Here is a 10,884-nt window from a genome sequence, read left to right as displayed (position 1 = left end):
TATCATACTTTGTGCTTTTTGTCAAAAAAACTTTTTTTTTGCAATAAAACTACACAAAAAAAAGATCATCGTTGTGGGTGAAATTGACTGATTTAACCGTCTTAACTAGGATCACCTTCTAGGTGTGGCAAGGGTTTCAACCATTGCTGCCCAAAAAAGCACAGAATAACCCATTATGAAATTCAGTAAAATCGCTGTAACTATGATAACATCGTTGTTAAATAAAAATCTTTCTCAATTAATTCTTAAGAATTTATAAATATTGCGGAATGTTAATTTAAATATTCTCAAGTTTTTGCAGTTAATAAATAACTTTTGCTTATCTTTGTCAGAAAATAGAACTCCTGCAAAAATCCCACATCTACTATTGGATTCAGGAGACAGGATTCAGGAGACAGGAGATTATTTTTATTTATTCTCCCTTCTCCCCACTCCCTTCTCCCCACTCCCCACTCCCCCACACCCCACACCCTACACCCCACACCCTACACCCCACACCCTGCTCCCTTCCCCGATCAATGGCAAAAATCCAGCTTAAAACCCCAAAATCAGAGCATCTTGCCGCCATGGTGGCACTCGATCGCACCAGTCTCGGCGGTATCTGGACGTTATCGGGATATCAACGGGAATTAGACAGCCCCAACAGTGAATTATTAATTCTTACCCTGGACCGGGATAGCGAAACCCTAATCGGATTGGCTTGTTTTTGGGCAATTCTCGAAGAAGCGCATATTACCCTCCTGGCAATTTACCCCGACTATCAAAGACAAGGATTAGGAAAACTACTTCTCTACAAACTTCTGGAGAAGGCTGTACAAAGACAACTGGAAAGGGCTACGCTAGAGGTGAGGGTATCGAACCAGTCAGCGATCGCGCTCTACGAGCATTTTGGCTTCCGCATCGCTGGAGAGCGTAAAAATTATTATCCGCAAACTGGCGAATCAGCCCTAATTTTCTGGCGCAACGATCTACAAACGGCCGCTTTTCAGGAACAATTAAGCAAGTGGCGACAAGAAATCCTCTCAAGACTGGTGCGGGGAAAGTGGCAATTAGAGGAAGAAACCAGAGCCAAAATAGATACCATGGGGATGTAATGATTACCTACAAGCTTAAATCAGGTCGAGGTTAGGGAAAAATGAGGATTTTAGTGTTGGCGTGGGAATTTCCACCGCGATTAGTGGGCGGTATCGCCCGTCATGTCGCTGAACTCTATCCCGAAATCGTCAAACTCGGTCATGAAGTCCATTTAATCACGATCGAATTCGGTCAGGCCCCCAGTTACGAACTGGTCGAAGGCATTCACATCCACCGCGTCCCCGTACCCCCCGGCAATGACTTTTTCCATTGGGTGGTCAACATGAATAACAGCATGGGGCAACAGGGCGGCAAACTAATCGCCGAATACGGAAAATTTGACCTTGTTCATGCCCACGATTGGTTAGTAGGGGATGCGGCCATTGCCATGAAACATCTCTTTAAAATCCCCCTGATTGCCACTATTCACGCCACGGAATACGGACGTTATAACGGACTGCACACCGACACCCAACGCTATATCGCCGGCAAAGAGGGAACCCTCGTCTATAATGCTTGGCGCATTATCGTCTGCACCGGCTATATGCGTCATGAAGTCCATCGGGCTTTGGGCGCACCCTGGGATAAAATCGATGTGGTTTATAACGGTATTCGGGCCGAGAAAAAGCAAAGAGACCCTAACTTTGATTACCGAGCTTTTCGTCGTCAATATGCCCAAGATCACGAAAAAATCGTCTATTACGTCGGGCGTATGACCTTTGAAAAGGGGGTTTCGGTGTTACTCAACGCTGCCCCAAAAGTCCTGGCCCAGACCGAGGGTCAAACTAAATTTGTCATTATCGGTGGCGGCAATACCGACAAACTCAAACAACAGGCCTGGCATCTCGGTATCTGGCATCATTGTTATTTTACGGGCTTTATGTCCGATGAAAACCTCGATCGCTTCCAAACCGTGGCCGATTGTGCCGTTTTTCCTAGTCTTTACGAACCTTTTGGTATTGTCGCCTTGGAAAGTTTCGCCGCTAGGGTTCCCGTGGTAGTTTCCGATACCTGCGGTTTTCCCGAAGTTGTCCGTCATGGCCAAACGGGAATTGTCACCCGCGTCAATAATCCTGATTCCCTCGCTTGGGGCATTTTAGAGGTTTTAAATCATCCCGAATACGCTCAAAAATTAGTTAATAACGCCTACGAAGACCTAGAAAAACGCTTTTATTGGGCGAATTTAGCCCGTCAAACCGAGACAGTATATGGTTTGGTTGTCCAAGAACGACAACTGGTAGAATGGCGTTAATCAGGGATCGGTTTTTTAGCCGTCAGCCGTCAGTATTAGGGGTCAGTTTATCGGAAATTTGGGTTTAAAACCCCGTCCTTTTAGGACGGCTTTGTGCGAGAATGTTTGTAGGTTGCTGACCGTGAGAACGTGAGGAAACAGGTTAAACGTCCTACTCCGTGATCTCAAAATTTCTAACAGTCAATGGTGTTTAATTAAGTCCAAACTGTCAGAACGCAAAACAATTAAATACTGTGGGACACACAGAAATTTACGCTTGGGGATTAGTCCATAAGAGTGCTTGCCTTATAGGTGTAGTCGGACTAGACATGAAACTGTAAGACCAAAATTAGCGTTGCTAGTAGAGGCAAGATTCAGCCCAAGAATCTCCACCCTAAAAGTGCGGAGAGTGTCAAGCCCTAAAATAACAAAGGCACAACTTAACTTCTCTAACTATGACTATGAAAGCAGCTGAAATTATGACCACGGAGGTGGCCAAGATTAAAGGTTCTGAAACCGTTGCCAAAGCAGTACAATTGATGAGAGAAAAGAACATTAGAACTCTCATTGTCGATCGCCGTCACGATGAAGATGCTTACGGAATTATCACTGAAACCGATATTGTCTATAAAGTCGTCGCTTTCGGTCAAGATCCGCAAAAGGTGCGCGTCTATGAAGTGATGAGCAAACCCTGCATCGTGATTAATCCCGACCTCGGGGTTGAATATGTAGCTCGCTTATTTGCTAATACTGGTATTCGTTTCGCACCGGTAATTAAAGGTGATTTGCTCGGTGTTATATCTGTTAGTGACATCCTCCATAAAGGTAACGCCGTCGAAAAGCCCCGCAGTCTTGATTTAGAAGCGGAGATTATCAAAGCTAGAGATATTGCCCGGGCAGTATGTGCTGAAAAAGGGGGAAATTCTCCCGATTGTGCCGCAGCTTGGGATGTTGTTGAGGAATTACAGGCAGAATTGGCACACCAACGCGCTAAAAAACCGGAAAAAACCTATTTTGAGGAATACTGTCAAGAAAATCCCGATGCTTTTGAAGCTCGTATTTATGACACCTAATCTCCATGGGTTTGAGGTATCGGAGAATACCTCAAACTTTTTAATCCGGCAAAAGTAGTGTATAAAGGTTTTATTTACTAATAATCGAGGAAAAACTATGGCTGATCTATTTGTCATCGCCTATGAGGACGAATTTAAAGCAGAAGAAGTTCGTTTAACTTTGGCTAAACTGCAACAGGAACATCTCATCGAGTTAGAAGATGCTGCCGTAGTGGTTAAAAACAAAGATGGCCAGATTAAACTCAAGCAAGCGGTCAATTTAACGGCAGCAGGAGCCGCTAGTGGCAGTTTCTGGGGATTATTAATCGGAATGCTCTTTTTATCCCCTTTATTAGGGGCCGTCCTCGGTGCTGCTGGTGGCGCTTTGGGAGGTGCTTTAACTGATATCGGTGTGGATGACAATTTTATGCGGGAATTGGGAGAAACCATGCAGCCAGGTACATCTGCTCTCTTTGTTCTCGTCCAAAAAGTTACCCCCGATAAGGTCCTCGATGAAGTGGCCCCCTACGGAGGTAAAGTGTTACGCACTTCTTTGACCAAAACCGACGAAGCTGAATTACAGAAAATTCTCGACCAAAGAGGTGTTCAACCCGAAACCGTTTAGGATATGGGTCCATAAAAGCCAGAAAAAGGGAATATATTTCCCTTTTTACTTTTTGAAGAAGAATGGGTTTAGCATGACAACCACAGCAGCTATAAAATAAGAAACAATCAATAATTATTAATGAACTTTAAGCTTCGATCGAGAATAAAAGTGCTTCAGTGTCGTAGTATTTATTCGTTAATCCCATTGATTGCATTCCTAATCTTTCGGTGACACGAATTGAGCGATAATTATCGGGATTAACCACTGCGTAGATAATCGGCATTGTAAGGTGATTAAGCCGTATTCTAGAATAACTTTAGCCGCTTCGGTTATATATCCTTGTCCCCAATAATCGCGCCGTAAATGCCAACCAATTTCGCTATCTGGGGTAGGATAACCGTGGTTATCGGGCAAATTCTGTAAAATTATCGAACCGATAATCTGATTATTTTTTCGATCGATCATTGCCCACCAATCGCTGCCATTACCCTGATTACGAATAGTTGGTAATCTTACAGAAAAATGGGCATTTAAACTCTCAATATCCGTGGCTAACTGACGAATTCTCGGTAAAAAATAAGTGACTTCGGAATTTTGATAGATCTGAAAAAAAGACTCTTTGTCTGCGGGTAGTTGCCAAGGACGGAGAATTAGGCGATCACTTTTCATTGTTTTTGTGAGCAAATTATAGCAATTCTTTTTCTGAGATTAGGGATTATTGTCGATAAAAAAACTTCTAAATCCTACGGCTAGTAAGGAACCACTTAAGACAGTTATCAATGTCCAAATTTGATTTTTTTGGGTTCCTTCGACTTTCTCTAAGCGTTTATTCATGTCATCAAATTTACTATCAAGAGTTTTAATATCACCTTTAACTTCCGTGAGTTCAATCTTTAAATCGGTAGTATCTTTTTGAACAGTTTTGACATCAGCTTTCATTTCCGCTTGTCCATTCTCGATCACCTTCAATCGATTGTCAACCTCAATCAGTCGAGTTTCCATGGTAGTGAGTCGAGTTTCCATGGTAGTGAGTCGATTGTCCATGGTAGTGAGTCGATTGTCGATTTCGTTGAATCGATGTTCGATTATCTTCTGTCCATTGAGGATTAAATCTTCTAGTCTTTTTAAATCATTATCGGTAGTAGTAGTGGTGGTCATTGATTAAACTCCTATAATTTCCCTTCGCTCTTATCTTTATTATTACAGCCTTTCTTATAAACATGAAGTATAACCGAATTTGGTATTGACAACCGACTCCCCACTTCCCCACTTCCCCACTTCCCCACTTCCCCACTTTCCCACTTCCCCACTTCCCCACTTCCCCACTTCCCCTATACCTTTTCAACAGGATTTATTATTAGTTATAGCTTTGGTGCTTGAGCAAATATGTTCCCCGAGCATCACTCCCGTTAGAGTGAGATAAGATTAACTCTTATTCCTCACCCTAACTGCTAGGAAAAACCAGCAATTAAATTACGCACCTTGCCGTAATTTATCCAAAACCGATCGATCTTCTAGAGTAGAAGTATCACCAGAAATCTCTTGACCTGATGCTAAAGTTCGCAATAGACGACGCATAATTTTACCCGATCGCGTTTTTGGCAGCACATCGGTAAAACGGATTTCTCCCGGTCGGGCAATAGTGCCAATTTCCTTGACAACGTGATCCTTTAATGCTTTGGCTAACTCCGGACTCGCTTCATAATGCCCCTCGAGAGTCACAAAAGCATAGACTTCTTCCCCTTTAATTTCATCCGGTCGTCCCACTACAGCCGCCTCCGCTACCGCGGGATGAGATACTAAAGCTGATTCGATCTCCATTGTCCCTAAACGGTGGCCAGAAACGCTCATCACGTCATCGACGCGCCCCATTACCCAGAAATAACCGTCTTCGTCCCGACGGCTACCATCCCCGGCAAAATAGAGATATTGGCCATCTTTGGGGGCGATATGTTCCCAGTAGGTATTGCGGAAGCGATCGGGATTTTTATAAACTGTTCGCATCATACCGGGCCAGGGATGTTTGACCACCAGATAACCCCCCTCATTCGCGTGGGTGGGATTGCCGTCTAAGTCCACCACTTCGGCCATAATACCGGGGAAAGGTAGGGTTGCTGACCCCGGTTTGGTGGCAATTGCCCCGGGTAAGGGAGTAATCATAATCCCCCCGGTTTCCGTTTGCCACCAAGTATCGACAATCGGACATTTTTCTTTACCGATAACCCGGTGATACCACATCCACGCTTCTGGGTTAATCGGTTCTCCCACAGTTCCCAGTAAGCGCAAAGAGGATAAATCCCGGCTATTGGGGATATCTTCACCCATTTTGATAAAAGCGCGGATAGCAGTGGGGGCAGTATAAAAGATATTAACCCGATATTTCTCGATTACATCCCAAAAACAGCCTAAATTAGAGGGACGGGGAACCCCTTCATACATTACCGTGGTTGCACCATTGGAAAGCGGTCCGTAAACGATATAACTATGGCCGGTAATCCAACCCACATCGGCAGTACACCAGTAAACATCGGTGTCTTTCAGGTCAAAAATCCATTTGCTGGTGACATGGGTGTAGAGATTATAACCGCCGGTGGTGTGGACGACTCCTTTCGGTTTGCCGGTGGAACCACTGGTGTAGAGGATAAATAACATATCTTCGCTATCCATGGGTTCGGCCGGACAGTTAGCAGATACCTGTTTTTGTAGATCATGCCACCAGTAATCGCGATCGGCAACCATATTGATTGCTTCCTTGCTGCGCTGGACAACGAGAACTTTTTCCACACTGGGGGCGCTATTATCGGCTAGAGCCAGATCTACCTGTTCCTTGAGGGCAACGACTTTATCCTTGCGGAAACCACCATCGGCAGTGATTACCACCTTAGCGGCCGCATCATTAAGACGATCGCGCAAAGCATCGGCACTAAATCCCCCAAAAACTACACTGTGGGGCGCGCCAATTCTGGCACAGGCTAACATGGCGATGGCCGCTTCGGGAATCATCGGCAGATAAATTCCGACCACATCGCCTTTTTTCACGCCTAATTCCTTTAAAGCGTTGGCAAATTGGCACACTTCTCGGTGTAGCTGTTCGTAGGTAATGGTGCGGCTGTCTCCCGGTTCTCCTTCCCAGATGATGGCGGCTTTATTGCGTCTCCAGGTGGTGAGATGTCTGTCAATACAGTTGTAACAAATATTAATCTTGCCGTTGACGAACCATTTAGCAAAGGGGGGCTGCCAGTCAAGAATCTCTGACCATTTTTCAAACCAATGTAATTCTTTTTCGGCTAATTGGGCCCAAAAAGCCGAGGGATCGGCCTTGGCTTTGGCGTAGAGTTGCTGGTATTCTTCAAAGCTTTTAATGGTGGCATTCTGAGCAAATTCGGCACTGGGAGGAAACAGCCGATTTTCCTGTAGGATCGATTCGATCGCTATTTCTGTCATACTGGCAAACGAAATAAATTATCTTGCGATCCAGATTACCTTTTTCGGTTCCCCCCGTAACCCCGGCAAGCAATTCTTTAAGGCTATTTTAGAATTGCCCGATCCCTGACTAGCGATCGCCATTTGGCCCCAAGTGTTACAGAGTTTAAAGTTATGTCACCGATCGAGCGATGAACAGATCGCTGTAAGGTAAACTAACCGATAAACCCGAAATTTAACATGGAGAACACTCGGTAAGGAGTCATAATTCAATGTCTCATAGCGTTAAAATTTACGATACCTGTATCGGTTGCACCCAATGCGTTCGGGCTTGTCCCCTCGACGTGCTGGAAATGGTCCCCTGGGATGGCTGTAAAGCTGCCCAAATTGCCTCCTCCCCCCGCACGGAAGACTGTATTGGTTGCAAACGTTGCGAAACCGCTTGTCCGACGGATTTCTTGAGCATTCGGGTTTATCTCGGAGCAGAAACCACCCGCAGTATGGGTCTAGCCTACTAGGCCTGGCAATCATTCTGTGTTTAATATTTAGCGAAAACTAATCTTGTTAAGAGGACTAACCAGTCCTCTTTTTTTTTGTTATACTCCCTTCGCTAGTGAAGATTTTAGTTAGGGTTTGCGGCAAAAAGTACGGGCGAAGCATTCGGATAGAAAATCTACGGTTTCACCGATAAGTTATTGCCCGAATGCTTCGCCCCTACAGGACGCAATCGCCGATCAAGATGCAAGGTTTTTGAGCCACTAGCTTTAAAATCTTGCACCTGCCTCGCCAAACAGGCCCCAAACCCCTTACCTCGTCTATATTTCACATTTATTCAGCAGACCCTAGTTAGGTAATTCCCCAAAAAGTTGACGATATTTTTGCAGTTTTGCCTCCATTTCTACTAACTGCTGATTAGCCTGTTCAGCCCGTTGGCGTTCATTTTCAGCCCGTTGGCGTTCATTTTCAGCCCGTTGCTTTTCCTGCTCCAGTAGTTGATTAATTTCGCTGTAGGACAAAAATTGAGTACCATCAGGACGATAAATTTTTAACTCGTCGGTTAAGTCAAAACGAATGCCTAAACGGGGACTCACCCAATTATTAACCTCACTAACACTGTCTAAACTGTCACCAATTCGCTGCCAAGCTTCTAGACTATTATCATCGGGATCATAGACGTAGTATTCTTGGACTCCATAGCGATCATAAAATAGCAATTTTTTGGCCATTTCGATGGAGGTATTACTGGGAGAAAGAATCTCAAAGACGACTTGAGGAGCAAGATTATCTTCTTGCCATTGTTTGTAGGAACCTCGATCGCCTTTCGGTCTGCCAAATACTACCATCGTATCAGGAGCGGCAGCAATTTTCGGCTGGCCTTGCACGGGATACCATAACAGATCCCCCGCTACAAATACCTGGGGATCATCGATATATAACCAGTCGATATTCTGCTTAATCGTTACTATCCAGTTAAATTGTTTAGTATTATCTGCCATCGGTTTACCGTCGCTCTCAGGATAGATAATCTCGGTTTTGTTAACTTGACTAACCATGGGGAATACCTGCCGAACTCATTGGGCTATTTTTATTATATAATAAACTTGAACTAAGTAAGGAAAAGACCGATCTTGATTTTAGAACTACAGCAAGTAAATTTAGCTATCCGACGCGGCAGTGCTTATCTGTTAGAAGATATTACTTTTAGCATCAAGCAAGGAGAAAAGTTAGCTATTGTCGGAGCATCTGGGGCAGGAAAAACGACTCTTTTGCGATTGTTAAATCGTTTGCAGGAACCCAGCACGGGAAATATTTATTTTCAAGGTAAATCGATTAAGGAAATACCGGTTATTTCCCTGCGACAACAGATAGTTTTATTGCTACAAGAGTCGAAGTTATTAGGGATGACTGTTCGAGATGCTCTCGCTTATCCTCTGCAATTAAAAAAACTTAACCCTGCTGAAATTAATCAGAGAATTGACCATTGGACATCCCTATTAAAAATTCCCGAACAGTGGTTTGAGCGCGGGGAGTTAGAATTATCTTTAGGACAAAGACAATTAGTTGCAATTACCAGAGCCTTGCTGTTAGAACCGAGCATACTGTTATTAGATGAACCCACCTCTGCTCTGGATACAGGCACGGCCAACAGGTTATTAGAAGTATTAAACAATCAAAGTTCAATGACGATAATTATGGTCAATCATCAACTAGATTTTTTAGAGGAATTTGCCGAGAGAGTTATTTATCTAGAAGCGGGAAAAATTGGTTCAGATTGCCTCGCCAATCAATTAGATTGGTTAGGGCTAAAAACTCAGTTAATTGATTTAGAAAAATCTCGACAAAGTGACCACTGGTAAGATTAACTTAAAATTGCTGCGCCCTCCTGAAAAACTAATAATTCTCCTGAATTAATCGCTGTCCAAACTTCATTATCAGTTAAGGGTGTAGTGGCAATAATTGCCACTTGATCGCCCGGACGAGCTAAAGCTTGAAAATCAACGCTCACATCTTCATCAATTAAATGAGCGGCGGCAAAAGGATACTGACGGATTATATAGCTTAATTTAGTTGAACAATGGGCAAAAAAATGTTCACCATCGGATAAAAGATAATTAAAAATACCTTGACAAGCGATAGAATTTGTGATAGTTTTTAGGACTTGATAAAGTTGTTCTAGGGAAGGTTTGCCCTGGGGAAAAGTCTCTCGCAGGGTATTAAGAATTAAACAGAAAGCTTTTTCCGAATCCGTGTCCCCAACCGGTTGATAAAAATCTCCCGCAGCCGGTGAGAAATTTTCTAAATGACCATTATGGGCAAAAACCCAATATTTTCCCCACAATTCCCGCCGAAAAGGATGACAGTTTTCTAATTTAATTTCTCCTTGGGTAGCTTTGCGAATATGGGCGATAACATTGGTAGAATGGATGGGATAGTTTTTAATTAATTCCGCAATCGGAGAAGCGATCGAGGGTTTAACATCAATAAAAGTTCGACAACCTAAACCCTCAAAAAAAGCAATTCCCCAACCGTCTCGATGTTCGTCGGTTTTTCCCCCCCGCGCACAAAATCCCTCGAAGGAAAAACAGATATCCGTGGGGACATTACAATTCATGCCTAGAAGTTGACACATAGTTGCTTGAGTTTGAACTGAACATCAGATGCTGGCAAAATTACTGCCAGCAGTCGTGACAGGAGACAGGAGAATTTCTTCCAGCTGCCTCTTGCCTATCCTAGCTAAGAAATTAATCTGGCACTAAGTAGGTAGGTGTTAAAAACTGTCAGACACCCCCCTTATCAAGGCTGACAGGGGGGATCAAACCCCCTCAAGGTAGGGTTGATTGTCGGTAGGTGTTAAAAACTGTCAGACACCCCCCTTATCAAGGGGGGCAGGGGGGATCAAACCCCCCTTATCAAGGCTGACAGGGGGGATCAAACCCCCTCAAGGTAGGGTTGATTCATGAATCAACCCTACTATGAATCAACCCTAGGGGCAGGGG

General features: G+C 44.0%; 11 protein-coding genes. 6 read left to right on the top strand and 5 right to left on the bottom strand.

Features of this window, described 5'->3' with window-relative positions:
- The first annotated feature begins 518 nt into the window (after positions 1-518).
- The 4 genes from rimI (at position 519) to IM477_RS12805 (ending at position 3,982) form a co-directional block, all read left to right on the top strand.
- Positions 519-1,094 (top strand): ribosomal protein S18-alanine N-acetyltransferase, encoded by a 576-nt coding sequence (gene rimI / locus IM477_RS12820; RefSeq protein ID WP_287732044.1) that lies wholly within the window; start codon positions 519-521, stop codon positions 1,092-1,094.
- 41 nt (positions 1,095-1,135) lie between these two features.
- A complete protein-coding gene (locus IM477_RS12815; protein WP_287732043.1) occupies positions 1,136-2,326 on the top strand; it encodes a glycosyltransferase family 4 protein in 1,191 nt (396 codons plus the stop codon).
- Between the two features lie 434 nt (positions 2,327-2,760).
- Entirely contained in the window at positions 2,761-3,378 is a 618-nt protein-coding gene (locus IM477_RS12810) for a CP12 domain-containing protein (RefSeq protein WP_002796558.1), read from the top strand.
- Positions 3,379-3,475: 97 nt separating this feature from the next.
- Positions 3,476-3,982 carry a DUF1269 domain-containing protein gene (locus IM477_RS12805; protein ID WP_287732042.1) on the top strand — a complete coding sequence of 169 codons (507 nt, stop codon included), beginning with the start codon at positions 3,476-3,478 and terminating at the stop codon, positions 3,980-3,982.
- 198 nt (positions 3,983-4,180) lie between these two features.
- On the opposite strand, the gene IM477_RS12800 is transcribed toward IM477_RS12805, so the two are convergent.
- From IM477_RS12800 to acs, 3 genes are all read right to left on the bottom strand, one after another.
- Positions 4,181-4,648, bottom strand: a complete 468-nt coding sequence (locus tag IM477_RS12800) for a GNAT family N-acetyltransferase (protein ID WP_287732041.1) — start codon at positions 4,646-4,648, stop codon at positions 4,181-4,183.
- A 24-nt stretch (positions 4,649-4,672) separates the two neighbouring features.
- Positions 4,673-5,122, bottom strand: a complete 450-nt coding sequence (locus IM477_RS12795; RefSeq protein WP_271947462.1) for a hypothetical protein — start codon at positions 5,120-5,122, stop codon at positions 4,673-4,675.
- A gap of 315 nt (positions 5,123-5,437) precedes the next feature.
- A complete protein-coding gene (gene acs, locus IM477_RS12790; protein WP_287732040.1) occupies positions 5,438-7,408 on the bottom strand; it encodes an acetate--CoA ligase in 1,971 nt (656 codons plus the stop codon).
- A 251-nt stretch (positions 7,409-7,659) separates the two neighbouring features.
- Here acs and psaC point away from each other — a divergent pair, with 251 nt between their 5' ends.
- Positions 7,660-7,905 carry a photosystem I iron-sulfur center protein PsaC gene (psaC, locus tag IM477_RS12785; protein ID WP_002734319.1) on the top strand — a complete coding sequence of 82 codons (246 nt, stop codon included), beginning with the start codon at positions 7,660-7,662 and terminating at the stop codon, positions 7,903-7,905.
- A 324-nt stretch (positions 7,906-8,229) separates the two neighbouring features.
- On the opposite strand, the gene IM477_RS12780 is transcribed toward psaC, so the two are convergent.
- Positions 8,230-8,940, bottom strand: coding sequence for a Uma2 family endonuclease (locus tag IM477_RS12780; protein ID WP_287732039.1), 711 nt, complete (start codon positions 8,938-8,940; stop codon positions 8,230-8,232).
- Between the two features lie 75 nt (positions 8,941-9,015).
- On the opposite strand from IM477_RS12780, the gene IM477_RS12775 reads away from it, so the two are divergent.
- Positions 9,016-9,744, top strand: a complete 729-nt coding sequence (locus tag IM477_RS12775; protein WP_287732038.1) for an ABC transporter ATP-binding protein — start codon at positions 9,016-9,018, stop codon at positions 9,742-9,744.
- Between the two features lie 2 nt (positions 9,745-9,746).
- Here IM477_RS12775 and IM477_RS12770 read toward each other — a convergent pair whose 3' ends face one another.
- Positions 9,747-10,517 carry a class II glutamine amidotransferase gene (locus IM477_RS12770; RefSeq protein ID WP_045357115.1) on the bottom strand — a complete coding sequence of 257 codons (771 nt, stop codon included), beginning with the start codon at positions 10,515-10,517 and terminating at the stop codon, positions 9,747-9,749.
- Positions 10,518-10,884: the final 367 nt, after the last annotated feature.

This window comes from Microcystis sp. M090S1 (assembly GCF_020246295.1).
GTDB classification, from domain to species: Bacteria; Cyanobacteriota; Cyanobacteriia; order Cyanobacteriales; family Microcystaceae; genus Microcystis; species Microcystis aeruginosa.
Note: the sequence above shows the minus strand (reverse complement) of the source record. Positions and strands in the feature narration are given on the sequence as shown.

What these genes read in the sequence shown, in the direction of transcription:
- IM477_RS12780 (WP_287732039.1), bottom strand. Translation starts at nt 8,940, where the DNA reads ATGGTTAGTCAAGTTAACAAAACCGAGATTATCTATCCTGAGAGCGAC.
- IM477_RS12805 (WP_287732042.1), top strand. Translation starts at nt 3,476, where the DNA reads ATGGCTGATCTATTTGTCATCGCCTATGAGGACGAATTTAAAGCAGAA.
- IM477_RS12770 (WP_045357115.1), bottom strand. Translation starts at nt 10,517, where the DNA reads ATGTGTCAACTTCTAGGCATGAATTGTAATGTCCCCACGGATATCTGT.
- acs (WP_287732040.1), bottom strand. Translation starts at nt 7,408, where the DNA reads ATGACAGAAATAGCGATCGAATCGATCCTACAGGAAAATCGGCTGTTT.
- psaC (WP_002734319.1), top strand. Translation starts at nt 7,660, where the DNA reads ATGTCTCATAGCGTTAAAATTTACGATACCTGTATCGGTTGCACCCAA.
- rimI (WP_287732044.1), top strand. Translation starts at nt 519, where the DNA reads ATGGCAAAAATCCAGCTTAAAACCCCAAAATCAGAGCATCTTGCCGCC.
- IM477_RS12815 (WP_287732043.1), top strand. Translation starts at nt 1,136, where the DNA reads ATGAGGATTTTAGTGTTGGCGTGGGAATTTCCACCGCGATTAGTGGGC.
- IM477_RS12810 (WP_002796558.1), top strand. Translation starts at nt 2,761, where the DNA reads ATGACTATGAAAGCAGCTGAAATTATGACCACGGAGGTGGCCAAGATT.
- IM477_RS12795 (WP_271947462.1), bottom strand. Translation starts at nt 5,122, where the DNA reads ATGACCACCACTACTACTACCGATAATGATTTAAAAAGACTAGAAGAT.